Raw genomic sequence first — 25,051 nt, 5'->3', positions numbered from 1 at the left:
TCGATCTGGCCGACGATGCCATTGATTGGCCATACCTTCCCATCTTTCTTTCCGACAAAAATGCGTACTTTCCCGGTAGGGTTTAAACCAAAACCATATTAACTTAAGATTGTATCATTTACCTCTGCAACGCCGATCCATTTTCACTATCCTGGAGTTTGCATGAAGATCCGAATTGTGACCCTGCTTGCCTGCGCGAGTCTCGCCGCATGTCAGACGACAGCCGGTAAACCGTCCAAAGATTTGAAGGATTATCCCGAGGGTGTCGCCTACAACGACTGCCTCTTGTCGCGCGCAGTTGCGTATGCCCCGCAGAGCGGCTCGCCATTGGAATTGGGATTGATCGCTGCCAACTCCTGCAGTTCTTCACGTCAGGCCTTGCTCGACGCCGTCAGCAAAAATGAAAGCCCGGGCTTCGTCCGCGAATTGTCGCGCAGGATGGAGCGAAGCCAACCGCTCGTTGCAGCGGATATGATCATCGCTTTGAGGACAAAGAAATAGCGCTTGTTACGGGCTACATACGTCGCGCTCGCATAGAAACCCATTGTCTAATATCCTCGCACAGGCGTCGGCAAAGGCGTAAATACGCAGGCGTGAACGGCATCGAGCTTGCCTCGGCATTGCGTTGCGGTACGTCAGTCAGGCCATTTTCATGAGGAGGAATTTCAATGGAATATCGTTTGCTCGGCCGATCCGGCCTTAAAGTTTCCACCGTGACCATGGGCACGATGACCTTCGGCGGCGTCGGCTGGGCAAAGACCGTCGGTGACCTCGGCGTGCAGGAAGCCCGCCGCATGGTCGATATCTGCCTCGATGCCGGCGTCAACCTGATCGATACGGCCAATGTTTATTCCGATGGCGAATCGGAGCGCATCATCGGCGAAGTGCTCGGCGGCAAGCGCCCGAACGGCGTGCTGCTCGCGACCAAAGCTCGCTTCGGCATGGGCGATGGCCCGAACGACCGCGGCCTGTCGCGCTACCATCTGATCCGCGAGTGCGAGGCGAGCCTCCAGCGCATGAAGACCGATGTCATCGATCTCTATCAGGTCCATGAATGGGATGGTGAAACGCCGCTCGAAGAGACGATGGAAGCGCTCGATACCCTGATCAGGCAGGGCAAGGTGCGTTATGTCGGCTGCTCGAATTATTCCGGCTGGCACATCATGAAGGCGCTCGGCATCGCCAACGAATACAAATACCAGCGCTTCGTCAGCCAGCAGATCCACTACACGCTGGAAGCCCGCGACGCCGAATATGAGTTGCTGCCGATCTCTATAGACCAGGGCCTCGGCGTGCTCGTCTGGAGCCCGCTCGCCGGCGGCCTTCTCTCCGGCAAGCATCGCCGCAATGCCGTAGCCCCCGAAGGTACCCGCCAGTTCGCCGGCTGGACCGAACCGCCGATCCGCGACGAAAATCGTCTCTGGAATATCGTCGAGACGCTGGTGGCGATCGGTCGGGAACGCGGTGTTTCGGCAGCACAGGTCGCACTTGCTTGGCTGATCGGCCGCAGGGCGGTCACATCGGTCATCATCGGCGGTCGCACCGAGGCGCAGTTCAAGGACAATCTTGCCGCCGCCGACCTGAAACTCTCGGATGAGGAGCGCAAGCGCCTCGACGATGTCAGCGTACCGCCGGTGATCTACCCCTACTGGCATCAACTGAACACGGCAAACGACAGACTGAGCGAAGCCGACATGGAACTCTTTGCGCCGCACGTGAAGAAGTAAATTCTCTAAAGCGTTGCATGGCGGAAAACCAGCGTCACAAAAGCTGCGTTTCGCCATGCTATCGTGGCACCTCGTCCCCCCACCACGAGTTCACCATGCTCCGGAATTACAAGGTGCTGAAGGGCACGGCTTCGGCGCTCGCCCTTGACGACGACAACGATCCTCATATCGAAATCCGCATCGAGGCCGGCGGCACAAGCTATCGCATCGCCCTCAACGTGCGCTCGAAGGAATCGCCGCACGACTTGCTTTACGCCAATGTCACGGATTTCCAGCACGCGGAGCTGACCGCAGAGCTTGCCGCCCTGCCGATGGGTCTTACGGACATCAGGGGAGACCGCAAGGATCTCGCTATCGACTATGTGCGCGGCGGCATGATCGAGCGCGAGGACATGAATGTCGCCCCGTTCCAGCTCGACGGGCCGAAGAACGACCTGCGCGATTTCATCGAGCCGATCGTGCAGGAGGGCATCGCCGACAAATCCATCCACTTCTATGCTTTCGGCGAAGCCTGGGGGCCGGAGCAGAACAAGCCGGATGAATATTTCGGCTTCGAGCCCGGCAACGGCATCCACGACATCCATATGAACCAGGGTGACAGCGGCAGCTTCAGCGCGACCAGCGGCCCCAATCAGGACGGGGCGCTGCTGATCCAGTTTTCCGATGAAGACCATTGGGCAGCGATCTTCCTCGGCTTCCAATCGCAGAACTGGAATACCGACGCCAATACAGGCCGCCCCGTCGGCGACAACAGAGGCGGTCAGGGCCGCGGCGAAGGCACCCGCCGTCCGCAGCCGATCGTCGCTTCGTCGCTGCGCATCGTCGCTGCGATGATCAATCCGGTGAACCATCCCGACGGCACCGAAGATGAGACGGTGACGCTGGTCAATCGCTCCGACGTTACGACATCGATCGAAGGCTGGTCGCTGGAAGATGGCGAAGGCCGCCGCCAGAAGCTCTCGGGTTCGCTCGCTCCAGGCGAATTCCGCACGATCACACTCGACCCGGAAAATGGCGGTCCGCAACTCGCCAACAAGGGCGGCGATATCATCCTCATCAATGCCGATGGCGCGGTCGCCGACCGTGTCGGCTACGGCAAGAGCGAAACCGCGAATGAAGGCTGGACGACGATTTTCTGATCGCCGCCCATTCTTGAATTATATCAGCCGATCTCGCTGGCAATCAGTTTGCCGAGACGGCTGATGCCCTCGTCGATCATCTTTTCGTTGGCGCAGGAGAAGCTGACGCGGAATGTGTTGGCGCCCGAACCATCGGCAAAGAAGGCCTTGCCCGGGACGAAGGCGACCTTGGCGCTTTCGAGGGACTTCGCAAGCAGCTCGGCACCGTCCATGCCCTTGGGCAGCGTGACCCAGATGAACATGCCGCCTTCCGGCTTCGTCCAGCTTGTGCCCGCAGGCATGTATCTTTCGAGGGCTGCCAGCATGCAGTTGCGGCGATGGCTGTAGGCGGCCCTGATCTTGGCGACCTGCGCATCGAAACCGCGCTCGGCGACTTCCGCAATCGCCATCTGGTTGATGGTCGAGGAGTGCAGGTCGGCTGCCTGTTTCATCAGCACCAGTTTGCGGATCACGGGCGCGTTGGCGACGATGAAACCGACCCGAAGGCCAGGCGCCAGCGTCTTGGAGAAGCTGCCGCAATAGATCGTGCGCGTATTGTTGATATGGCCCTTCTCGACAATCTCCAGCGCGAGGATCGGCGGGATCGGATCGCCATCGTAGCGCAGCGACTGGTAGGCCGCATCTTCGATGACCGCGATGTCGAGCTCTTCAGCAAGCTTCAGGAGCTTTTCGCGGCCATCGCGGTCGACGGTTTCGCCGGTCGGATTGGAGAAGTCTGCCGAAAGATAGGCGAACTTTACCTTGCCGCCCTTCTGGGCGGCGGCTTCGCGGTAGGAGGCCGGCGTGCGGTTGCCGCCGGGCGTCAGCTGGTCATAGGCAGGCTCATAGGCATTGAAGGCCTGCAGCGCGCCGAGATAGGTCGGCCAGGTGACGAGTGCCGTATCGTTGGGCGAGAGGAAGAGCTTGCCGAAATAATCGAGGCCCTGCTGCGAACCGGAAACGATGAAGACATTGTCGAGCCCGCAGGGAATGCCGAGAGCGGCCATCTGCTTGACGAGCCATTCCCGCAACGGCTTGTAGCCTTCGGAAACCGAATATTGCAGAGCAGAGTTGACGGCCGAACTGTCGAAAATCTCCGCATAGGCCTGCTTGAACTCCTTGTCCGGAAACAGCGCCGGATCCGGAATACCGCCGGCAAAGGAGATGATGTCAGGCCGGTCGAGAAGTTTCAGGAGCTCGCGGATCTCCGAAGCGCGCATCCTCGAAGAGCGCGTCGCAAACATTGCGTCCCAGTTCAGCATGGATGTTTCCTCATTTTTTGTAATGCCTGCAGCTCACCATGGGGGAGAAATTATGTCAATAATACTGACCTATTTTCTTTTCACTGTGACAAGTTTAGGATCCTATAATTGAAAGCCTTGAGGCCGATCGGGCTGACATCGGAGATTTCACCCAACCAGATCGAATGGCTTGCCTCGCTTGTGAAGGTTCGCCACATCAGGCGTTTATTCCTCTGATCAAAAAGCCGAAACCGGCTGATTCAGACCTTTCCAAAACCGGCCCGGCGGCAGTAGTGTGCCGGCCATTATTCAATGGACTATCAAGGTGCCAGCAATGACCGCGACGTCGACCTCTCCTGAAATCACAATCGAATTCCACAAGTCTCCCGTCCCCGACGCCGACCGCATCAAGGCACTGGAAACGCCCGGCTTCGGCAAGATCTTCACCGATCACATGGTTTTGGCACGGTGGACGGCCGACAAAGGCTGGCACGATGCGAAGGTTACGCCGAGGCGTCCTCTGGAGCTCGATCCCGCGAGCGCCGTGCTCCACTATGCCCAGGAAATCTTCGAAGGCATGAAAGCCTACAAGGCAGACGATGGTCGGATCCTGCTCTTCCGACCTGAAGAGAATGCCCGCCGCTTCGCGAAATCGGCTGCCCGCATGGCAATGCCTGAAGTGCCGGAAGACCTTTTCCTGAAGGCGGTCGAAGAGCTTGTTCGCGTCGACAAGAACTGGATTCCCTCCGGCGACGCCAGCCTCTACCTGCGCCCCTTCATGTTCGCCAACGAGGCATTCCTCGGCGTTCGCCCGGCCCAGGAATATATCTTCTGCATCATCGCCTCCCCGGTCGGCGCCTATTTCAAGGGCGGCGCCAAGGCCGTCTCGCTCTGGGTCGAGACCACGTATACCCGCGCAGCCGCCGGCGGCACGGGCGCTGCCAAGTGCGGCGGCAACTATGCAGCCAGCCTCGTCGCACAGGCAGAAGCAGCAAAGAAGGATTGCGACCAGGTCGTCTTCCTAGATGCTGCCGAGCATCGCTGGGTCGAGGAACTCGGCGGAATGAACGTCTTCTTTGTCATGAATGACGGATCGGTCGTTACTCCGCCGCTCGGCGGCACGATCCTGCCGGGCATCACCCGCGCCTCGGTGATCGTGCTCGCCAAGGAAAAAGGCCTGCGCATCGAGGAACGCCCCTACTCCTTCGAGGAATGGCAGGCAGATGCTGCCAGCGGCAAGCTGGTCGAAGCCTTCGCCTGCGGTACGGCCGCGGTGCTCGCCGGCATCGGTCTCGTGCGCCACGCCGGCGGCGAGTTCAAGGTCGGCGACGGACAGACCGGCAAGCTGACCACGGATCTGCGCCAGCAGCTCGTCAGCCTGCAGAAGGGCATCACGAATGACGAGCGCGGCTGGACGCGCCGCGTTCTGTGATCTGAACTCCGGATAGCGGGATCGCGATGGCGACACAGACTTGACTCTAAAAAGATATCTTGAAACCGGGCGTACTGCCCGGTTTTTTTGCGGTAAGAGATCCTACGAAAGCCAGGAAGCTCTTGCTTCAATCGGAGCTTGAGAAATGCTAGTTTCCTCCCGGGATAGCTCGCACTGGAACTTACTGACGGTATCGATTCAATGACGAAGATGACGATTTCACTTCCGGATAGTCTGGCAGACTACATCGCTGTCCGTGTGACCAGCGGTAAGTACAGCGACGCCAGCGCGTTTTTTCGCGATCTCGTCCTCCGCGATCAGGAAAACCACAAGTTCGATGATGACGAACTGCGAGACATCCTGAAGAAGGCCGAGCAGAGCGGCCGGAGCGATAGACGCATTCCGGACATTCTGGCAGACAAGAAGGCAAAGTTGCGTGGCCGCATATAGGCTTACTCAAACCGCAGACGCCAGGCTTTCAGGCATTTACGAATATTCCCATCTCACCTTCGGCGAAGCGCAGGCCGACGCCTATTTGATTGACCTGCACAGGATTTTCGAACTTCTCGCAGAAACGCCTTTCATGGGAAGAGACTGCAGCGAACTCGGCACCGGCCTTCGCCGCATCCTTCATAGACGGCATGTCGCCTTCTATCGCATAATGCCGGAAGGCGTGCTCATCGTCTATATTATCGGAGCTGACCAGCTCCCAGAAAAACATCTTCGGCCCGACCAATAATTAGGATCGATATTTTTCTCATGTCCAACAATGATACGTCCGCTTTCTACCACGACAATGCGGAAACTTACGCGACGCGCGATCGTAAGCCACCCACAACAAGGCTCGACGCCTTCCTCGCTGCCCTCCCCGAGCAGGCGCGCATTCTCGAACTCGGCTGCGGCGGCGGACAGGACTGCGCCTACATGCTGTCGAAGGGCTTCGAAGTAACACCGACCGACGGCTCGGCCGAGCTTGCCCGGCAAGCCGAAAAACTGATCGGCAGGCCGGTGAAGGTCATGGGCTTCGAGGAGCTTGCCGCATACGAAGAATTCGACGGCGTTTGGGCCGAAGCGAGCCTCCTGCATGTACCCCGCGCCGACCTCGCCGGCGTTCTTGCCCTCATCCGCAACGCTCTGAAGGAAGACGGCATCTTTCATGCGAGCTTCAAGGCCGGCACCGCCGAAGGCCATGATGGTTTCGGGCGTTACTACAACTATCCTTCAAGGGAATGGCTGCAGGACTTACTCGTTGCCGGCGGCTGGAGAGACGTCACGATCAACGAAGCGGATGGCGGCGGTTACGACGGTAAGCCGACCCGCTGGCTATATCTTGCCGCCCGTAAATGAAAAGGCCGGAGCTTTCGCCCCGGCCTTTCGCAATGCCACTATGAGAACCAGTTAATTGACGTCTCTATAGTCGAATGGGTTGAAAACCTGGACAGGAAAGGCCTCGAAATCACGGGTATTCCGGGTCGCTACGGTCATATTGTGCACAATCGCCGTTGCAGCGATCAGACAATCCTCGATCAAGTCGTCCGACGACCGATCCATCAACTCGGCCCATTTTCGGAAGACAGCCGCGGTAGCAGGCAAGACCGGCAGGGAAAGCAGCAGGCCGTCCAACCACGCCTCAATTTCTCGAGCCTTCGCGGCATCCTGCCGGCGCGTCATCTCGATGCCGGCCTGGATTTCGCCAGCAGTGACCGCCGCAATATGAAAGCTTCCTTCCGCAAGACCGTTGAACCAGCTCAAAACAGCCCCGTGCGGCTTCCTGCGCCGAAGTTCAGATATGACATTGGTGTCGAGGATATACATTACTCGAATACGACAGGCTTGCGCCGCTTCAGACCGCCTCTCGGTGGAATATCGAGTTCAAATCTCGGCTCCGGTGCAAGAAGCACCTCTTTCGCCGTCGGCCTTGCCCTTTGCTTGAGCCTTTCCCATTCGTCGACCGAGATCAGCACAGCCTTCGGCTCGCCACGCTTGGAAACGAGCTGCGGTCCCTCTTCAAGCGAGGCATCCAGCATTTCGCTGAAACGCGCCTTCGCATCCTGCACCTGCCATTGACGCATCGACTTTCTCCTGACTAGTCAGAAACCTAGTCTTTTAGCGGCCAAATAACAAGGCCGGAGCTTTCGCCCCGGCCTCTCGCAAGCACAGTCCGAGAACCGCTTAGTTGACAGCCTTGTCGACCAGCTTGTTCTTGCCGATCCACGGCATCATGCCGCGCAGCTTGGCGCCGACTTCTTCGATCTGGTGAGCGTCGTTGTTGCGGCGGATGCCCTTGAAGCGGGCCATGCCGGAACGGTATTCCTGCATCCACTCGGAGGTGAACTTGCCGGTCTGAATGTCCTTCAGCACGCGCTTCATCTCGGCCTTGGTTTCTTCGGTGATGATGCGCGGACCGGTGACGTATTCGCCCCACTCGGCCGTGTTGGAGATCGAGTAGTTCATATTGGCGATGCCGCCTTCGTAGATCAGATCGACGATCAGCTTCACTTCGTGCAGGCATTCGAAATAGGCCATTTCCGGCGCGTAACCGGCTTCAACAAGCGTTTCGAAACCGGCGCGGATGAGCTCGACGAGACCGCCGCAGAGAACGACCTGTTCGCCGAAGAGGTCGGTTTCGCACTCTTCGCGGAAGTTGGTTTCGATGATGCCCGAACGGCCGCCGCCGACGCCGCAGGCGTAGGAGAGGGCGAGTTCAAGTGCATTGCCGGAAGCGTTCTGGTGAACGGCAACGAGGCAGGGAACGCCGCCGCCCTTCTGGTATTCACCGCGAACGGTGTGGCCCGGGCCCTTCGGGGCGATCATGACGACGTCGACCGAAGCCTTCGGCTCAATGAGGCCGAAGTGAACGTTGAGGCCGTGTGCGAAGGCGATGGCAGCGCCGTCGCGAATGTTCGGAGCGATATCGGCCTTGTAAATGTCGGCCTGCAGTTCGTCCGGGGTTGCCATCATCATCAGGTCCGCCCAGGCGGCAGCTTCGGCAACCGTCATGACCTTGAAGCCGTCGGCTTCGGCCTTCTTGACCGTCGGCGAACCGGCCTTGAGTGCGATGACGACGTTCTGGGCGCCGGAATCCTTGAGGTTCAGCGCATGTGCGCGACCCTGCGAACCATAGCCGATGACGGCGACCTTCTTCGACTTGATGAGGTTGAGATCGGCATCACGATCGTAATAGACGCGCATTGAAATTCCTTCCCTTTTGCTTGTCTTGTTGACTGTATAAAACGGGTCAGCCGAGGATCGGCATCTCCGCCAAAACCTTTTCCGTACCGTATAGGCGCAGGAAAGCGGTCACTGCCTTCTCCGCCTGACGCGCGGTATCCTTCAGGCCCGGCTCGCCGAGCAGCATGCGTACATGCAGATCGGAAACGACGAGACCGTAAAGCGTATGGTAGGCTTCGTCGGCATCCATGAAACGCAACAACCCTGCCCTCTTGCCGGCATCGATCAGCGCCATGGCACGGCGGTCGATCTGCCGGCGGCCGCGCTCGAGCAGGAGCTTGCCGAGCTTGGAGCCGTCGCGATGCGCCTCCGTCTTGTTGATTTGGCCGATCGCCAGCCGGTTCAGCGCCAGCGACACGTCGCCGGCGAGAACTTCGAGCAGGTCACGGGCGAAAATCACGAGATGGTCGTGCAGGCTCGTATAGGTCAGCCGCTCGCCGCTGCGCTCGAAGGTGCGCACCTTGCTCGCCTGATAGGCGATCATCGCCGACAGCAGACCGTCACGATCGCCGAACCACTTGTAGAGACTTTCCTTGGAGCAGTTGGCAGCGCGCGCCACACCCGAGGTCGTCAGCGCCTTCTCGCCGCCATCGACGAGTAGCTGCAGCGCCTGCTCCAGAACAGCGTTCTGGCGTGGCGAAAACTCGCTTGGCTCTGCGACATCGACTGACACGGTTCCAACTCCCCATTTACGTACCGTACGGTACGGTTCGTGGCGTTTATGCGCCAGAACGCAGGCTCCCGTCAAGAAGCATCAGCAGATTTTTTCATCTCATATGAAACAGCGGAATTCGACTGTTCGAAGGCGAGCAAATGGGTGAGCATTCGGCCTCAAGGAGAATCGCCATGAAGAGAACAGCATTTGCCGCCGCCTTGTCGCTCGCCCTCGCCGTTCCGGCTATTGCCGCCGAGACGCGCTGCGGCTGGCTCGAGAACCCGACGCCTGCCAACTGGTGGCTGGACGACGCGGAAAACACCTGGACGATCATGACGCAGGGAGCCGACGACGAGCCCCAGGGCATGGACCTGATCCCTGATATTTCCGAGCACGACTATGTGCGCACCAACGGCAATTACGGCTATGCCTGCGCCTGCCTGAGCGTCGAGACAGACGGCAAGGAACGCATCACCCGCATCCTCTCCTTCCGCCAGCTGGCACTTGCCAAGTGCCGCAACGACAAGGCGCTGAAATTTCCGGGCTGAGCCTATTCTGCAGCGATGGCGTCTCGCGCGCCGTCGACATCGCGCGCCGGCGATGCGCCATAGAGGCGACTATATTCGCGGCTGAACTGTGACGGGCTCTGATAGCCGACCTGATGGCCGGCCGTACCCGCATCGAGCCGTTCCACCAGCATCAGCCGCCGCGCCTCGTGCAGGCGAAGCTGCTTCTGATACTGCATCGGCGTCATTGCCGTCACCGACTTGAAGTGGTGATGGAAGGAGGACGCACTCATGCTGACGTGATCGGCAAGATCCTCGATGCGCAGCGGTCGGGCGAAGTTTTCCTTCAGCCAGGCGACGGCGCGCGCGATCCTGTTGCTGTGGCTGTCGGCCGTCGCGATGTTGATCAGCCGCTCGCCATCGGGCCCGGTCAGTATCCGATAGAGGATTTCCTGCTCGATCAGCGGCGCCATGGCCGGAATGTCATTTGGACGATCGAGCAAGCGCAACAGGCGCAGGGCAGCGTCCAGCAGCTCCGGCGGCGCGACGTTGACGGTCATGCCGCGCTGGCCGTCGGTGTGGGACGCTGGGCGCGGAATATCAATGCGGCTCAAGAGCTCCAGCAGCTTTTCGGAGTCGATCGCGAGCCCCAGACAGAGATGCGGCACTTCCGGGCTTGCTTCGGCGATGCGCCAGGCGACCGGCAGATCGAGCGAGGTCAGAAGATAGTCTCCGGTTCCGTAACTGATGAATTCATTCCCGAGGCGCAGGCTCTTGGCGCCCTGCAGCACAAAGGCAAAGCAGGGCTTGTAGCTGCTGTGCAGCGGATCGCTCGGGTTCGAGCGCCGGCTGATGTGGAGATTGCCGATTGCGGTCCGAAACTCGCCATCGCCGGGCGCAAAGCGCATCGCGATATCGACGATTTCCCGATAGGGATTGAAAGGCAATGTCATCGGCAATTCTTTCTGTCTGGCGCCAGCGATACCGTCTCTATGTAAAGACGCTTTTTCATTTCGCAAACAGGTGTCCGGCTCACTTTTGCAGGATCGTGCAAAAAGCTGAGAGTATCGCTCTAACGCTTTGACGTCGTTCGGCGCGATAGTCCGCTCACCCTCTCACCCACCCCTCCCAAATCGAAAAAGGATGGTTCCCATGCCTATCGCTAGAGGCTACGCCGCGACTGACGCTTCCAAGCCGCTGACGCCCTTCACCTTCGAACGCCGCGATCCAAATCCGGATGATGTCGTCATCTCCATCAAGTTTGCCGGCATCTGCCATTCGGACATCCACACCGTCCGCAACGAGTGGAAGAACGCCGTTTATCCGATCGTACCGGGCCATGAGATCGCCGGCATCGTGACTGCCGTCGGTTCCGAAGTGACCAAGTTCAAGGTCGGCGACCGGGTCGGCGTCGGCTGCTTCGTCGACAGCTGCGTCGGCTGCGCCTCGCGCGACGTCGATCTGGAGCAGTATATGCCGGGCCTCGTCGGCACCTACAACGAGTTCGAAGCCGACGGCAAGACCCGCACCCAGGGCGGCTATTCCGACTCGATCGTCGTCAAGGAAGGCTATGTCATGTCCATTCCGGACAACCTTCCGCTCGATGCGTCCGCACCGCTGCTCTGCGCCGGGATCACGCTCTATTCGCCACTGCGCCACTGGAAGGCCGGCCCCGGCAAGAAGGTCGCGATCGTCGGCATGGGCGGCCTCGGCCATATGGGCGTCAAGCTCGGTGCCGCCATGGGCGCTGATATCACCGTCCTCTCCCAGACCCTCTCCAAGAAGGAAGACGGCCTGAAGCTCGGCGCCAAGGAATATTACGCCACCAACGACGCGGAAACCTTCACGAAGCTCGCCGGCACGTTCGACCTCATTATCTGCACGGTCAGCGCCGAGATCGACTGGAATGCCTATCTCCGGCTCCTGAAGGTGGATGGCGCCCTCGTCGTGGTCGGCATTCCCGAGAATGCGATCCCGGTCCACGCTTTCTCGCTGGTTCCCGGCCGCAAGAGCATTTCCGGCTCGATGATTGGCTCGATCAAGGAAACCCAGGAAATGCTCGACTTCTGCGGCGAGCACAACATCGTCTCCGAAATCGAGAAGATCAACATCCAGCAAGTCAATGAAGCCTACGAGCGCGTGCTGAAGAGCGACGTGCGCTACCGCTTTGTCATCGATATCGCCTCACTGGCAGCGTAACGAAACAGAGAGGGCGGCTCCCGGGCCGCCCTTTTTCTTTACAGCTCATTCGCGCCCTACCCGTCGTCGCGCATCGTCTCGCGCTGGGTGATCAGACGGGCGCTGTGCTGGCCGCTGAGATAGATCCACAGCCAATTCCAGGCGACCGTGAAGCGCGAGCGCGTGCCGATCAGGAAGTAGATATGCGCAAGGCCCCAGATCCACCAGGCGATCCAACCCTTGAGCTTGATCCGGCCGAAATCGATGATCGCAGCACTCTTGCCGATCGTCGCCAGGCTCCCTTGATGAAAATATTTGAACGGCGCCGGCGCCGGCTTGCCCGATATGCGGGCGCGGATCACCTTTGCAACATAAGCGCCCTGCTGCTTGGCGGCCGGCGCAATGCCCGGCACCGGCTTGCCGTTCTCCTGGGTCACGGAGGCGGTATCGCCGATCACGAACACATCCGGCAGACCGGGCGCCGTCAGATCCTTCTCGACAATGGTTCGCCCTGCCCGATCGGCCGGCACACCGAGCCACCGCGCTGCATGTGAGGCCTGCACGCCCGCCGCCCAAACAATCGTCCGGCTTGGAATGAAGGTCTCGCCAACAGTCACGCCATCGACGGTGCATTGCGTCACCGGCGTTCCCGTCAGCACCTCGACGCCGAGCTTTTCCAAGGCTGCTCGCGCATAGGCCGAAAGCTCCTCGGCAAAGGCCGGCAGGACGCGGGCGCCTGCCTCGATCAGCACGACGCGAGTCTTGCGCGTGTCGATGTTACGGAATTCTTTTGGCAGCGTGAAATGCGCAAGTTCGGCGATGATGCCCGCAAGTTCGACGCCTGTCGGGCCTGCGCCGACGATGGAGAAGGTCAGGTATGCATCGCGCACGGCCGGATCGCTTTCCACTTCCGCCCGCTCGAAGGCGAGCAGTACACGACGCCGGATCGTTGTCGCATCTTCGAGTGTTTTCAGGCCGGGCGCGACGGGCTCCCATTCGTCATGGCCGAAATAGGCATGCGTGGCGCCGGTCGCCAGCACCAACGTATCGTAGTTCAGCACCATGCCGCTGCGCAGCGAAACACTCTTTGCTTGCGGGTCGACGCCATTGACTTCGCCGAGCAGCACGGTCACTTCGGGCCGGTCGGCATAGAGATGGCGGATCGGCCAGGCGATCTCGGACGTGGACAGAATGGTCGTTGCCACCTGATAAAGAAGCGGCTGGAAGAGATGGTGGTTACGCCGGTCGATGAGCGTGATCCTCACGCCCGCACCTTTCAATCCGTTGACGAGCTGCAGCCCGCCAAAACCGCCGCCGACAACGACGACGTGATGTTCGCTCATGACCCTACCCTTTCGTCATTGCGCTGCAACAAATGTCGCCTTTCGAACGAAGGATTCAACCACCGTTTCGGCATGTCTGCCCACAGCGTCAGGCATAGGAAACGGGTATGGACGTACCCTGTTTCAGGAGTTCCATAGAGATCGAAGCCGACACGTCGAAAAGCTCGATCCGCCGCACGATCCGTTTGTAGATGACATCGTAATGCTCGACGCGCGGCAGCACGACCTTCAAGATGTAATCGTAATTGCCAGTCAGCCGGTGCGCTTCGACGATCTCGGGTATATCGCTGATCGCCCGCCGGAAGCTCTCCGTCCATTCGTCGGAATGATGCGCCGTCTTGACGAGCGCGAAAACTGTCGTCGGCACGCCCATGCGCTCCCGGTCCAGCACGACGATGCGTCGCGCTATATGACCGGTCTCCTCCAGCCGCTGGATACGCCGCGAGCAGGCCGAAACCGAAAGCGCCACCTGTTCGGCAAGATCGGTCACGGAGATGCCTGCATTCTCCTGCAGCATATCGAGAATCCGCCTGTCGCGATCGTCGATCATGATTGCACTCCTCACGCCCGAAATTTGCGAGATACCGAAAAACGACGCGAAACATTAGCATATATCGCGATAAGAGCACAAACTTTGCAAACAAACGGCGCCCGATTTACCGCATCATCAGCGCATCTTAGAACACCAGAGGGAGCGACCATCCATGAAAACAATCGGCCTGATCGGCGGCATGAGCTTTGAGAGTTCGGCAGTCTATTACCGCCTCATCAACGAAATGGTGCGCGAGCGCCTGGGCGGTCTCGCTTCCGCCGAACTGACCATGCATTCGGTGAATTTCGAGGAGATTGTCGCCCTGCAGAAGGCCGGCGCCTGGGATATGGCCGCTTCGCGCCTCGGCGACATCGCACTGCGCCTGCAGATCGGCGGCGCCGATTGCGTGCTGATCTGTACCAACACAATGCACCTGATCGCGCCGGAAGTTGCTACACATATCTCCGTGCCGCTGATCCACATCATCGACGAGACCGCGAAGACGATCCACGCCGCCGGCTGCAAGCGCCCGCTGCTGCTCGCCACGCGCTACACAATGGAGCACGGCTTCTATAGCGGTCGCATGAAGAGCCTCGGCCTCGACATCGTCGTGCCTGATGCCGCCGACCGCACGACGGTCCACGACATCATCTTCAACGAGCTCTGCGCCGGCAAGGTGCTCGACAGCTCGCGCGAGAAGCTGATGGCCGTGATCGAACGCGCCCGTTCCAAGGGTGCCGACAGCATCATCCTCGGCTGCACGGAGATCTGCCTGATCCTCGATCCCGACCACCTGCCCCTGCCCGGCTTCGACACGACGGCGATCCATGCCTGCGCCGCCGTCGATTTCGCACTCGAAAGCGAGATGACCGAGGATGAAGAGGATGCAGCCTAAGTCATCAAATTAGTTGACTCAGTCAATTAAAAGCGGCAGGGTATCTATCAGGAGACCCTGCCATGACCCAACTCGCCCTCATCGAATCCGCCCGAGATTTCAACCGCTTCTACACGAACTTCCTCGGCCTCTTGAACAAGGCCTATCTCGACACGCCCTTCACGCTCACCGATGCCCGCGTGCTCTTCGAGATCGGCTCGCATGACGGCGTCAATGCCGGTTTGCTCGCCCGGGACCTGCACCTCGACCCCGCCTATCTGAGCCGTATTCTCAAGCGCTTCCGTGAAGAAGATTTCATCGAGACATCGCCCGATCCGACCGACCAGCGCAGCCAGATCATCACTGTCACCGGCAAGGGACGCGCCCAGTTCGAAGAGCTTGGCCAGCGCTCCAATGCCCAGATCGCCGCCCGTTTCGACACTTTGGCCGATGGCGAAGCGCAGGCAGCCGTTGCCGCCATGCGGACCATCCGTTCTATCCTGGATCCGCAGGCAAAACCCGCCGCCGCGATCATCCGCCCGCATCGCGCCGGCGACATCGGCTGGATCGTCCAGAGCCAAGGGCGTTTCTATGCCGAGGAATATGGTTGGGACCTGCGCTTCGAAGGGCTGGTCGCCGAAGTCGCCGGCAAGTTCCTCGCAAATTTCGATCCCGAGATGGAATATTGCTGGATCGCCGAGCGCGGCGGCATCAATCTCGGCTCCGTGCTGATCACCAATGGCGGCGACGGCGTTGCTAAACTCCGGCTGCTCTATGTCGACAAGGCCGCCCGTGGTCTTGGCCTCGGCAGGCAACTCGTCGATGAATGCATCGCCTTCTCGCGCCGCAAAGGCTACCGGCAGATTTCGCTCTGGACCAACGACATCCTGCATGCGGCCCGCGCCATCTACCAGAAAGCCGGTTTCCGGCTTGTCTCCGAGGAGAGACACAGGATGTTCGGTCCGGAGGCCAACGGCCAAACCTGGGTGCTCGATCTCTGATTTTGCTGCGTCGCGAAAATTTCACTTGATTTGGAAACGATCATTTCCTAATTGATCGGCATGACACTTGCCGACCCTACGACACCCGACACCAAAACCCGCAGCCGTGGCCGCCCGCGCGCGTTCGACATGGACGCTGCACTCGATGCTGCGCTGCGCGTCTTCTCAGAGCGCGGCTATCATGCTGCCTCCATCAGCGAACTCACCGAAGCCATGGGCCTTGCCTCAGGCAGTGTCTATAAGGCGTTCAAGGACAAACGCGGTATCTTCCTTGCCGCCTTCAAGCGCTATCGTCAGCTCGGCCGTGGCCGCCTGGAAGCCAGGATTGCAGCCGCAAAGACCGGCCGCGAAAAGGTTTTCCAGATGGTGCTGTATTATGCCGAGCTTTCCCATGGCGAAGCCGGCCTCAAGGGCTGTCTCGTCGTCGGCGGTGCGAACGATATTTCCCTGCTGGACCAGGACACGGCGGAGCACGTGGCCGCCGCCTTTTCCGCAGACGAAAAGCTGATGGCCGATCTCATCCGCATCGGTCAAGCCGATGGCACCATTCCGCTTGGCGTGGACGCAGATGCCACGGCCCTCACCTTTCTCTGCCTTACCAAGGGCTTCCGCGTCATCGGGAGGACGGGACGCGGCGAGGAAGAGATGATGGCTGCGGCCGAAGCTGCGATGCGGCTCGTGACGTGACGACATAAATATCGGCATCCGATCAGGGATCGGGTGGCGACAGACGATTAAATTGCATTCAATCCTCCCGATCATTGCCTATTGGAGTTTCTGATGAGTGTTTCAGCCACCACGCCGGATGCGGCCATGCCCCGAGCCCTATCCCCCTGGCTAACCTTCCTTTTTGCAGCCTCGTGCGGCTTCGTGGCCGCCAACCTCTATTACGGCCAGCCGCTTGCTGGCCTGATCAGCGCCGATCTCGGCTTCTCGCCTGCCGCAACCGGCCTGATCGTCACGCTGACGCAGATCGGCTACGGTCTCGGCCTTCTGCTTCTGGTGCCGCTTGCCGACCTCTTTGAAAATCGCCGTCTCATCCTGACGCTGACGGTCGGCTCCGCACTTGCGCTCATCGGTGCGGCCTTCTCCTCCACGCCCGGCATGTTCCTGACAGCGTCGCTTTGTATCGGCCTCGCCTCGGTCGCAGCGCAGGTCCTCGTTCCCTTCGCCGCCAGCATGGCGCCGGATGCGACACGCGGCCAGGTCGTCGGCAATGTCATGAGCGGCCTGCTCTGTGGCATCATGCTCGCCCGCCCCTTTGCCAGCCTCGTTGCCGAAGCCTCGTCCTGGCACATGGTCTATTACGTCACCGCCGCCGTCATGATTGCGCTCGGCATCGTCCTGCGCGCCAACCTGCCGGTCCGCATCCCCCATACCAAGCTGCGTTATGGTGAACTGCTGGCCTCAATGGGCCATCTGGCGCTGAACTCACGCGTGCTGCAGCGCCGTGCTCTCTATCAGGCAGGCATGTTCGGCGCTTTCAGTCTGTTCTGGACGACCGCACCACTGCTGCTCGCAAGCCCCGCTTTCGGCATATCGCAGAGTGGCATAGCCCTCTTCGCTCTGGCGGGCGCTGCCGGCGCCATCGCCTCGCCGATCGCCGGCCGCCTGGCCGATCGAGGCCTGACGAAAGTCGCCTCCACGCTCGCGATGCTGCTTGGCATGGGGTCCTTCCTCATCAGCCAGTTCGCCACCGACGGCTCACTGATGGCGCTGGTCCTGCTGACGGCTGCTGCGATCCTTCTGGATTTCGGTGTGACGACCAACCTCGTCTGCGGCCAGCGCGCCATCTACGGGCTGAGCCCGGAACATCGCGGCCGCCTGAACGGTCTGTTCATGGCGACTTTCTTCACCGGGGGCGCGATTGGCTCTGCACTCGGCGGCTGGGCTTATGCAACCGGTGGATGGAACATGGCAGCGTGGATCGGCTTCTGCTTCCCGGCCATCGCCTTCCTATTCTTCCTGACGGAAGGCCGCGAGAAGTAATCAAATCCGGATCAGGCGGAATGCCCGCCTGATCCGGTCTCTCATTCTTCTGAGTCGAACCGCAGCCGTGCGGCGCGAACCTCGTCATGGTTCGCCTCCGCCCAGTTCAGAAGCTGCGACAGCACTGTGTAGAGCGACCGCCCAAGCTCGGTCATCCGGTATTCGACACTCGGCGGCTTCGTCGGAAAAACCTCCCGCTCGATATAGCCGTCCCGCTGCAGGTCGCGCAGAGACTGCGTCAGCATGCGCTGGGAAATATCCGGGATCATCCGGCGCAATTCCCCGAAACGATAGGGCTGCTTGGCCAGCGCCTCGAGCAGCAGCGTCGACCATTTGCCGCCAATCTTCTGCAACACGTCTCTGACAGGGCAATTAGTAAAATCCAGACCGGCAAGGTCGATTTCGCGCCGCGCACCCGACGTTCTCGCCTTGAGATTGAGAATGGTTCCGGCCACGAGCTGGTTCCTTTTTAGTAACGAACTCCCGAAAAACTGCCTTCTTTACAGGCTGAAGTCAATTCCTATTCTAGTGCTACTCTCTTTTTGAGACCACCTATCAACCACTAGAGGATACTATGAGCGAAACCATTCTCGTCACCGGCGCTGCAGGCCAGCTCGGCCAGCGCGTCATCCATCACCTGATCGAAAACTACAGGGTCGCCCCGGCCAATATCGTCGCCGCGACCCGCAGCCCGGAGAAGCTCGCCACCCTCGCCGCCAAAGGGGTCATCACCCGAAAAGCGGATTTTGATGACGCCGCCAGTCTCGAAGCAGCCTTTGCCGGCGTCGACCGCCTGCTGATCATCAGCACCGATGCGCTGGATACGCCCGGCAAGCGCCTGACGCAGCACAAGGCAGCCGTTGCCGCTGCCGTGAAGGCCGGCGTGAAGCACATCGCCTACACTTCCATGCCTTCCCCGGATAATTCGCTCGTCACCTTCGCGCCCGACCATCTCGGCACCGAAAACGCCATCAAGGAGAGCGACATCCCTTACGCGATCGTCCGCGACGCCTGGTATCACGATAACTACCTGCACAGCATGCCGCACAATCTGCAGGCCGGAAAATGGTTCACCTCGGCCGGCGACGGCAAAATCTCGACCATCTCGCGTGATGACTGCGCGCTCGCCATCGCCTCGGTCCTCGCCGCCGGAAGCACCGGCATCTATACGCTGACGGGCAAGCAGTCGCTGACTCCAAAGGAAATCGCCGCGATCGCCACCGAAGCCACCGGCAAGCCGCTGGACGTCGTTCCCGTAAACGACGAGCAGCTCGGCCAGGGCATGCGCGGTGCCGGCCTGCCGGGCTTCGTAGCCGACATGCTGGTCTCCGCCGACGCCAATATCCGCGCCGGCAAATTCGATATCGTCACCGACGATTTCACGAGGCTGACGGGCAGAGAGCCTCAGACGCTCAAGGATTATTTCGTCGCCAACAAGGCCGCGCTGTCAGCCTGAGCCGACCCCGCCCGAGGTGACTTTGGGCCTGCCCTGCATCCACCGCGGCAGGCCTCTTCTTTCAGATTTTCTGGCCGCAGGCCCGGCAGAAGCGGCGCACCGTTTCCGCCATGCCGTATTCCAGCGCATCGGCCGTCAGCCCGTGGCCGATCGATACTTCCGCAAGGCCGGGAATACGCTTCACCAGCGCAGGCAGGTTTGCCACCGTCAGGTCATGGCCGGCATTCACCGCCAGTCCCAAGGCAATCGCCGCATCTGCAGTCTTACCGAGCCCATCGAGGATCGGCCCAACCCTTTCGGGCGCATCATAGCAGCCGCCATAGGGCCCGGTATATAGCTCGATTCGATCGGCACCCGTCGCCTTCGCGAGCTTCACCGCCTCTGCGTCGCCGTCACCATCGGCAAAGAGCGAAACGCGGCATCCCATCTTCTTCAGCCGCGACACGACATCGGTGAGGAACGCCTGATGCTTGCGAAAATCCCAGCCGTGGTCGGAGGTCGCCTGCGAGGGATCATCGGGTACCAGCGTCACCTGCTCCGGCGCAGCAGCAGCGCAAAGCTCCAGAAACTCCTCGGTCGGATAGCCCTCGATATTGAATTCGGCTTCCGGGAATTCGTCGTCGATCAGGTTGCGGATCACAGGCAGGTCGGAAAAGCGGATATGCCGCTGATCCGGCCGCGGATGCACGGTTAGACCTGAGGCCCCCGCCTGGAGCGCGATGCGCCCGAGCCCTTCCACGCTCGGCCAGGGCAGATCGCGACGGTTGCGCAGCATGGCGATGGCATTGAGGTTCACGGAAAGTTTGGCAGGCATGGCATGATCCATCAGCGGTGGAGACTGAGCCTGCTTTTAAGCCAAGCCGCCTGTGAAGGCCAATGAGATTCGCACATGCATCCACGCCGAACGGTAATGGCTGCGCCCTTCATAGCCACTCGCGTCACATGCGTACCGGAAACAATAATTCCCGTTTGCTGCGAAGATCATCCGTCAGCGGCGGCAAACCATATGGTGCGTCTATACCACATGTCAGACGAGGGGATGGATGGAGGCGTCAGAACGTTGCTATCCCATTTAAAAACGGTTATTTTTAGCACTTATAAAAGAGACCGTCCGCGCATAGTGTGGGCGCTGCGTAACGAGTAAGTACGCCGAGTCCTGCTTCTTCCAAGAATTAAGAACGCTTGAGGAAACCCCACTCGCTGCGCTCCGGAAGCAATTGGCAAACCGCATGAGGTGCAACTAGCTGCCCCAGGAGGGTTCATGCCAGACGGTTCCAAACGCCTGTTTGCTGCCGCCGGTATCGCTTCGGAGGCCCGGTCGAAATACCGGTTCCTGCCTTCGGCCGCTTTGCCGCCGGATCTCCCACAAGGTCAAGTGCCCATCGCCGACATGGCAAATGCTTTCGGTGTCACCCACCGGACGTTGCATTTCTACGAGGAAAAAGGCCTGATTTCCGCAAACCGCATCGGCCTGATGCGCGTTTACGATCAGGATGACGTCATGCGCATGGCGGTCATCACCGTCTGCCGCGAAACCGGCATGCCGATCGCCGTCATCCAGGAATTGATGGACGTTTTGCGCGGTGCAGCCTCACAGGAAGAGGCCGAATCGATTTTCCATGACGCCCTTTCCCAACGCAAGCGGGAGCTGACGGCCGAAATGTCGACGCTGCACCGGCAGCTGCAGCAGGTGAGCGACCTTCTCGACTACGACGCCAGCCTCGACCTGCCGCCGATCAACGACAACAGGGATCCGGCAAACCTGACCGATCAGGAGCGTCAGTGCCTGGAGCTGATGGCCGAGGGATATTCAACGCCGCGCATCGCCCGCGCGCTCGACCTCAAGCATGAGGAAGCGCGTGCTCTGGAAGCTGATATCATCCTGAAGTTCCACGCCAACAACCGCTTCCAGGCAATTGCCAAGGCGGTTCTCCTCGGCGTCGTGCAGGCCTGATCTCCCCGGCCGCCACCGGTTGCCTGCGCGCGGGAGCAGAAATACTCAACGGACGATCGTCAGCGTCTCCGCCGCACGTGTGATCGCCGTATAGAGCCAGCGCTCGCGTGTATCTCGGAAGGCCCAGCTTTCGTCGAACAGCACGACATTGTTCCACTGCGAACCCTGCGCCTTGTGGACCGTCAGCGCATAGCCGTAATCGAATTCGTCATAGCGCTTGCGAGTATTCCAGGGGATCTCGCCTTCGACATTTTCGAAAGCCTGCTTGAGCAGCTTGATCTTGGCGGCACCTCGATCCATGTCATCGTCTTCGGGGCGAACAAGCAGATTGATGCCGGGCTTCGTCGTTTCCTTCGAAGAGGTCATGACCTGCCAGAGCGAACCGTTGAGGAGGCCCTTGGCTGGATCGTTGCGCAGACAGACCAGCTTGTCGCCCGTCTGCGGATACTCGGTGGTAAAGCCCTTCAGCTCGCGCAGGCGCTGATTATAGCGGCGGCGTGTCTTGTTGGTGCCGACGAGCACCTGGTCGGCATCCATGACGAGCGGCTGCGTCACCTCGTTTTTCGAAATCACCTGCGCCGTGCCGTAATCGCCATACATGATCTCGTTACCCTCACGCACCTGCATGGCAAGCTGGATGATCGGATTATCTCGCGCCTGCCGGTGGATATCGGTCAACAGATAATCCGGCTCCTGATTGGTGAAGTAGCCGCCGCCCGATACCGGCGGCAGCTGGCCGGGATCGCCGAGCACGAGGATTGGTGTGCCGAAGCTCATCAGGTCCTTGCCCAGCGCCTCGTCGACCATCGAGCATTCGTCGACGATGATGAGCGCCGCTTTGGCGACCGGGCTTTGGCGGTTAATCGAAAACATCGGCGCAATCGAGGTCTTGCCGGTCTCCTCGTCCTCCACCTCTTCCTCGCCACGTGGCCGGTAGATCAGCGAATGGATGGTCTTCGCATTCGATGCCCCGCGGGAGCGCAGCACCTGTGCGGCCTTGCCGGTGAAGGCGGCGAACAGCACGTCGCCATCCACATGCTCGGCAAAATGCTTGGCAAGCGTCGTCTTGCCCGTTCCGGCATAGCCGAACAGACGGAAGAGCGGCGACCTGCCCTCCTTCAGCCAGTTCGAAACGGCCTTCAGGGCTTCATCCTGTTGAGGGGCGAATTGCATGAAAGCGACTTGGCAGGATTCGCCTCGCATAGGCAAGGCGGAAATTCACCGCTACCGCTGACGTGCCGGAGCGGAAAGTCCGGCACGTCTCGATTCGATCTGGCTCATGCGAGCCGCATCATTGACTAGTTGCTTGCAGCTGCCTTTTCGATCAGCTCCGCGACCTTGTCGGGATGCGAGACCATGACGACGTGGGATGCGCCAGGCACGACGACCGTGTCCTTCGAGTGAGCGCGGTCGGCCATCCACTGCAGGGCCTTTGCGGGAATGTTCTTGTCCGCATCGCCGTAGACGAAATAGGCCGGGATCGTCTTCCAGGCGGCCTTGTCACTTGCCTCATTGAGCGCCGCATCGGTGATCGGACGCTGCGTCGCCGCCATCAGCCGGGCCTCGTCTTCCGGCACATCGGCTGCGAACTGATCATGGAACTTGGTCTGATCGATATAGAGGTCCTTGACGCCGCTATCGAGCGCAACGGGTTCGGCAAGCGCGGAAGCCAGCGTGCCTCCCGGAAATTTGCCCGACAGCGATGCAGCCGTTTCCCCGCTATCCGGTGCAAATGCGGCCACATAGACCAGGGATTTCACATTGTTTGCCGAAGAGGCAGCCTCCGTGATCACAGAGCCGCCATAGGAGTGCCCGACGAGAACGACAGACGTTTTGACACCCGCAACGACGCGCCTCACATAGTCGCCATCGGACTTGACTCCGCGAAGCGGATTGGCGACGGCGATGACAGGATAACCATCCTTTTCCAGCTTCTCGATGACGCCGTTCCAGCTCGACGCATCGGCGAAAGCGCCATGCACCAACACTACGGTTGGCTTCGAATCTGCCGAGAACGAGGGATAAGCCATTGCCGAAACTGCGCCGGCAACCAGTGCCATCTTCAGAAAATTACGCATGTTGTGTTCCTTTCGATTACCAATGGCGAGTTCAATAATACACAATTTAATTGTGCGCAATTAAATTGAAACGAACCAGGGCTTCACTCTTCCGTGAGATCTGAATGAAGGATAGCAATCCCTTCGATTTCGTTGAGCTAGCCTTTGGCGGCTTCTCTGATGATCCGCTCGCGCAACAACCCGACGAGATAAAGCGAACCCGTTAGGATCACCCAGGCGCCGGCGGCGGCAGCCCGCTCGAGCGCTTTCTCATAAGCTTTCTGCGGATCTTCGATCACGTCGCAGGAAAGACCGATCGTATCGGCAAGCTTCCGCAATTCGGCAGGCGAGCGGAAACGGTCCGAAACCGAGGTGAAGATCGGCGAAACACCGTAACGGCCCATCACCTCGAGGAGCCCAGCCGCATCCTTATCCGCCGCAATCGCAACGACCGCGATGCCCGGTCCGGCAAACCCATCCATGCCGGAGAGATCGTCGAGTACGGCTTCGAGGTTGAAGGGCACATGCGCCCCATCGAGCGCGACGGAAACGCCCCTGCCCGCGACGGGCACGACGAAGCGCTCCAGCCGTCCCGGCAATTGCGATTCCTGCTCGGCTGCCCTGTCGATCAGCCATCCTCCAACCTTCCGGCCGTCCTGCCCTTCGACACCGAGTTCGCGGAGCACGTCGAGTGCGGCACCCGCAACCGCGACGTTGCGCTCGGCAATCGTTTTCAGCCCGGAAAAATCCGGTCGGACAAGCCGCGCTTCGATTTCCGCAGCGCGCTTGGCAATGACCGCGCCCGCCTCGTCGTCGGCCTCAAGCGGTGTCACAACGGTCGAATGTGGCTTGATGATGCCGGCCTTTTCGAAGGCGATGGCAGCCCGCGTCTTGCCCAATATCTCCGTATGTTCCAGGCCGATATTCGTGATGATGGAAACGTCGCTCGCAACGATATTGGTGGAATCCAGCCGCCCGCCGAGACCCGTCTCGACCACGGCCCATTGTAAGCCCGCGTCCCGGAAGATCAGGAAGCCGGCCGCCGTCAGCATGTCGAACCATGTCGCAGCCTCCGCCGCTGACCCCTCCGTCCTTGCGGCGCGCAAGGCATCGAGCGCCAGGAAGAGCGCCTCGGCCAGTGCAGCCTCCTCGACGGGCCGGCCGTTGATGCTGACACGCTCGGAAATGTGCTCCACATGCGGCGAAGCATAACGCCCGACGGAAATGCCGGCATGGCGCAGACCCGCTTCGAGCAGTGCGGAGGTCGAGCTCTTGCCCTTGGTGCCCGCAACATGGATCGAGCGAAAGGCCCGATGTGGATTGCCGAGACGGGCGGAAAGATCGAGAATCGGCTCCAGCCCCACGCGCATTTCGCCGCGCGGACGCTGTTCCCAGTTGGTGAGCTGATCAAGCTGCGAAAGGGCTTCGATAAGGCGGGGATTCTGGTTTTGCATGGGCATGGCACACGGGTATCGGGGTTCATTTTGTGCCCAGGCGAGCGGCATCGGCAGCCTGCGCTTCGCGATGGTTCTCCATCTGTCTCGCCAGTCACGCAGGCCGCGAGACACTAGCATATTCCGAGGCTCTGCCTAGCCTTCGAAGCGTCATCGAAACCACTCCGCCACGACTCGCTCGATGCCGCCCGTCATGACGACACCCGAAGGCCGCGTTGCTATAGGGTTTCGCCGGAAGCTGAGAATGGTCAAAGGAAACGGGAATAAAACAAACGGCTGCCGTGTCTCATGTCCGGTATCGCA

General features: G+C 60.2%; 28 protein-coding genes and 1 riboswitch. Of the genes, 15 read left to right on the top strand and 13 right to left on the bottom strand.

Translation table 11 applies throughout. The annotated features are described in order from the left end of the window. Nucleotides 1-162 precede the first annotated feature (162 nt). From EV281_RS15145 to EV281_RS15135, 3 genes are all read left to right on the top strand, one after another. Nucleotides 163-501 carry a hypothetical protein gene (locus tag EV281_RS15145; RefSeq protein WP_132653902.1) on the top strand — a complete coding sequence of 113 codons (339 nt, stop codon included), beginning with the start codon at nt 163-165 and terminating at the stop codon, nt 499-501. A 167-nt stretch (nt 502-668) separates the two neighbouring features. Beyond that, nucleotides 669-1,727, top strand: coding sequence for an aldo/keto reductase (locus EV281_RS15140; protein WP_132653901.1), 1,059 nt, complete (start codon nt 669-671; stop codon nt 1,725-1,727). A gap of 95 nt (nt 1,728-1,822) precedes the next feature. Then, entirely contained in the window at nt 1,823-2,866 is a 1,044-nt protein-coding gene (locus EV281_RS15135; RefSeq protein ID WP_132653900.1) for a DUF2278 family protein, read from the top strand. A gap of 23 nt (nt 2,867-2,889) precedes the next feature. Here the strand turns inward: EV281_RS15135 and EV281_RS15130 are convergent, their stop codons facing one another. Beyond that, complete coding sequence (locus tag EV281_RS15130; RefSeq protein ID WP_132653899.1) at nt 2,890-4,107, bottom strand: PLP-dependent aminotransferase family protein; 1,218 nt, start codon at nt 4,105-4,107, stop codon at nt 2,890-2,892. Nucleotides 4,108-4,420: 313 nt separating this feature from the next. On the opposite strand from EV281_RS15130, the gene EV281_RS15125 reads away from it, so the two are divergent. The 4 genes from EV281_RS15125 (at nt 4,421) to EV281_RS15110 (ending at nt 6,865) form a co-directional block, all read left to right on the top strand. Then, nucleotides 4,421-5,518, top strand: coding sequence for a branched-chain amino acid aminotransferase (locus EV281_RS15125; protein ID WP_132653898.1), 1,098 nt, complete (start codon nt 4,421-4,423; stop codon nt 5,516-5,518). 201 nt (nt 5,519-5,719) lie between these two features. Further along, complete coding sequence (locus EV281_RS15120; protein WP_132653897.1) at nt 5,720-5,968, top strand: type II toxin-antitoxin system ParD family antitoxin; 249 nt, start codon at nt 5,720-5,722, stop codon at nt 5,966-5,968. After that, on the top strand, nt 5,955-6,257 hold the full coding sequence (locus EV281_RS15115) for a type II toxin-antitoxin system RelE/ParE family toxin (RefSeq protein WP_132653896.1): 303 nt from the start codon (nt 5,955-5,957) through the stop codon (nt 6,255-6,257). The genes EV281_RS15120 and EV281_RS15115 overlap by 14 nt, the downstream gene beginning before the upstream one ends. 20 nt (nt 6,258-6,277) lie before the next feature. After that, entirely contained in the window at nt 6,278-6,865 is a 588-nt protein-coding gene (locus EV281_RS15110; RefSeq protein WP_132653895.1) for a class I SAM-dependent methyltransferase, read from the top strand. A gap of 51 nt (nt 6,866-6,916) precedes the next feature. Here the strand turns inward: EV281_RS15110 and EV281_RS15105 are convergent, their stop codons facing one another. The 4 genes from EV281_RS15105 to EV281_RS15090 all read right to left on the bottom strand — a co-directional run bounded on the left by EV281_RS15105 (nt 6,917) and on the right by EV281_RS15090 (nt 9,422). Next, on the bottom strand, nt 6,917-7,333 hold the full coding sequence (locus tag EV281_RS15105) for a type II toxin-antitoxin system VapC family toxin (RefSeq protein ID WP_132653894.1): 417 nt from the start codon (nt 7,331-7,333) through the stop codon (nt 6,917-6,919). Beyond that, nucleotides 7,333-7,590 (bottom strand): type II toxin-antitoxin system Phd/YefM family antitoxin, encoded by a 258-nt coding sequence (locus EV281_RS15100; RefSeq protein ID WP_132653893.1) that lies wholly within the window; start codon nt 7,588-7,590, stop codon nt 7,333-7,335. The genes EV281_RS15105 and EV281_RS15100 overlap by 1 nt, the downstream gene beginning before the upstream one ends. Before the next feature lie 100 nt (nt 7,591-7,690). After that, nucleotides 7,691-8,710, bottom strand: coding sequence for a ketol-acid reductoisomerase (ilvC, locus tag EV281_RS15095; RefSeq protein WP_132653892.1), 1,020 nt, complete (start codon nt 8,708-8,710; stop codon nt 7,691-7,693). Between the two features lie 46 nt (nt 8,711-8,756). Then, nucleotides 8,757-9,422: a TetR/AcrR family transcriptional regulator gene (locus EV281_RS15090; protein WP_132653891.1), complete on the bottom strand. Its 666-nt coding sequence runs from the start codon at nt 9,420-9,422 to the stop codon at nt 8,757-8,759. Nucleotides 9,423-9,595: 173 nt separating this feature from the next. Here EV281_RS15090 and EV281_RS15085 point away from each other — a divergent pair, with 173 nt between their 5' ends. Next, nucleotides 9,596-9,952 carry a DUF4087 domain-containing protein gene (locus EV281_RS15085; protein ID WP_132653890.1) on the top strand — a complete coding sequence of 119 codons (357 nt, stop codon included), beginning with the start codon at nt 9,596-9,598 and terminating at the stop codon, nt 9,950-9,952. Between the two features lie 2 nt (nt 9,953-9,954). Here the strand turns inward: EV281_RS15085 and EV281_RS15080 are convergent, their stop codons facing one another. Next, a complete protein-coding gene (locus EV281_RS15080; protein WP_132653889.1) occupies nt 9,955-10,863 on the bottom strand; it encodes an AraC family transcriptional regulator in 909 nt (302 codons plus the stop codon). A gap of 199 nt (nt 10,864-11,062) precedes the next feature. On the opposite strand from EV281_RS15080, the gene EV281_RS15075 reads away from it, so the two are divergent. Continuing rightward, nucleotides 11,063-12,109 (top strand): NAD(P)-dependent alcohol dehydrogenase, encoded by a 1,047-nt coding sequence (locus EV281_RS15075; protein ID WP_132653888.1) that lies wholly within the window; start codon nt 11,063-11,065, stop codon nt 12,107-12,109. 56 nt (nt 12,110-12,165) lie between these two features. On the opposite strand, the gene EV281_RS15070 is transcribed toward EV281_RS15075, so the two are convergent. Further along, entirely contained in the window at nt 12,166-13,431 is a 1,266-nt protein-coding gene (locus EV281_RS15070) for an NAD(P)/FAD-dependent oxidoreductase (protein ID WP_132653887.1), read from the bottom strand. An 88-nt stretch (nt 13,432-13,519) separates the two neighbouring features. Beyond that, nucleotides 13,520-13,981 (bottom strand): Lrp/AsnC family transcriptional regulator, encoded by a 462-nt coding sequence (locus tag EV281_RS15065; protein WP_132653886.1) that lies wholly within the window; start codon nt 13,979-13,981, stop codon nt 13,520-13,522. Nucleotides 13,982-14,135: 154 nt separating this feature from the next. Between EV281_RS15065 and EV281_RS15060 the strand changes: the two genes are divergently transcribed. The 4 genes from EV281_RS15060 to EV281_RS15045 all read left to right on the top strand — a co-directional run bounded on the left by EV281_RS15060 (nt 14,136) and on the right by EV281_RS15045 (nt 17,827). After that, nucleotides 14,136-14,858, top strand: coding sequence for an aspartate/glutamate racemase family protein (locus EV281_RS15060; protein WP_132653885.1), 723 nt, complete (start codon nt 14,136-14,138; stop codon nt 14,856-14,858). Between the two features lie 62 nt (nt 14,859-14,920). After that, nucleotides 14,921-15,838, top strand: coding sequence for a helix-turn-helix domain-containing GNAT family N-acetyltransferase (locus tag EV281_RS15055; RefSeq protein ID WP_132653884.1), 918 nt, complete (start codon nt 14,921-14,923; stop codon nt 15,836-15,838). A 60-nt stretch (nt 15,839-15,898) separates the two neighbouring features. Continuing rightward, complete coding sequence (locus tag EV281_RS15050; RefSeq protein ID WP_132654322.1) at nt 15,899-16,525, top strand: TetR/AcrR family transcriptional regulator; 627 nt, start codon at nt 15,899-15,901, stop codon at nt 16,523-16,525. Between the two features lie 93 nt (nt 16,526-16,618). Beyond that, nucleotides 16,619-17,827, top strand: coding sequence for an MFS transporter (locus tag EV281_RS15045; RefSeq protein ID WP_132653883.1), 1,209 nt, complete (start codon nt 16,619-16,621; stop codon nt 17,825-17,827). Between the two features lie 41 nt (nt 17,828-17,868). Here the strand turns inward: EV281_RS15045 and EV281_RS15040 are convergent, their stop codons facing one another. Then, nucleotides 17,869-18,282, bottom strand: a complete 414-nt coding sequence (locus tag EV281_RS15040) for a helix-turn-helix domain-containing protein (RefSeq protein ID WP_132653882.1) — start codon at nt 18,280-18,282, stop codon at nt 17,869-17,871. A gap of 119 nt (nt 18,283-18,401) precedes the next feature. Here EV281_RS15040 and EV281_RS15035 point away from each other — a divergent pair, with 119 nt between their 5' ends. Then, complete coding sequence (locus EV281_RS15035; protein ID WP_132653881.1) at nt 18,402-19,283, top strand: SDR family oxidoreductase; 882 nt, start codon at nt 18,402-18,404, stop codon at nt 19,281-19,283. Nucleotides 19,284-19,344: 61 nt separating this feature from the next. Here EV281_RS15035 and EV281_RS15030 read toward each other — a convergent pair whose 3' ends face one another. Continuing rightward, a complete protein-coding gene (locus tag EV281_RS15030; protein WP_132653880.1) occupies nt 19,345-20,097 on the bottom strand; it encodes a pyridoxine 5'-phosphate synthase in 753 nt (250 codons plus the stop codon). A gap of 447 nt (nt 20,098-20,544) precedes the next feature. Between EV281_RS15030 and EV281_RS15025 the strand changes: the two genes are divergently transcribed. Beyond that, entirely contained in the window at nt 20,545-21,237 is a 693-nt protein-coding gene (locus EV281_RS15025) for a MerR family transcriptional regulator (protein ID WP_132653879.1), read from the top strand. 45 nt (nt 21,238-21,282) lie between these two features. Here the strand turns inward: EV281_RS15025 and EV281_RS15020 are convergent, their stop codons facing one another. The 3 genes from EV281_RS15020 to EV281_RS15010 all read right to left on the bottom strand — a co-directional run bounded on the left by EV281_RS15020 (nt 21,283) and on the right by EV281_RS15010 (nt 24,748). Next, the gene (locus EV281_RS15020; RefSeq protein WP_132653878.1) at nt 21,283-22,410 is read right to left on the bottom strand and encodes an ATP-dependent RecD-like DNA helicase; all 1,128 of its coding nucleotides are present in this window, start codon (nt 22,408-22,410) and stop codon (nt 21,283-21,285) included. Nucleotides 22,411-22,535: 125 nt separating this feature from the next. Continuing rightward, complete coding sequence (locus EV281_RS15015; protein ID WP_132653877.1) at nt 22,536-23,315, bottom strand: alpha/beta hydrolase; 780 nt, start codon at nt 23,313-23,315, stop codon at nt 22,536-22,538. A gap of 137 nt (nt 23,316-23,452) precedes the next feature. After that, nucleotides 23,453-24,748, bottom strand: a complete 1,296-nt coding sequence (locus tag EV281_RS15010) for a Mur ligase family protein (RefSeq protein WP_132653876.1) — start codon at nt 24,746-24,748, stop codon at nt 23,453-23,455. A gap of 27 nt (nt 24,749-24,775) precedes the next feature. Further along, a riboswitch (ZMP/ZTP riboswitch) is annotated at nt 24,776-24,856 on the bottom strand. Nucleotides 24,857-25,051: the final 195 nt, after the last annotated feature.

Source organism: Rhizobium sp. BK418 (genome assembly GCF_004341105.1).
GTDB lineage: Bacteria > Pseudomonadota > Alphaproteobacteria > Rhizobiales > Rhizobiaceae > Rhizobium.
This window is presented reverse-complemented; position numbering and strand designations above follow the sequence as displayed.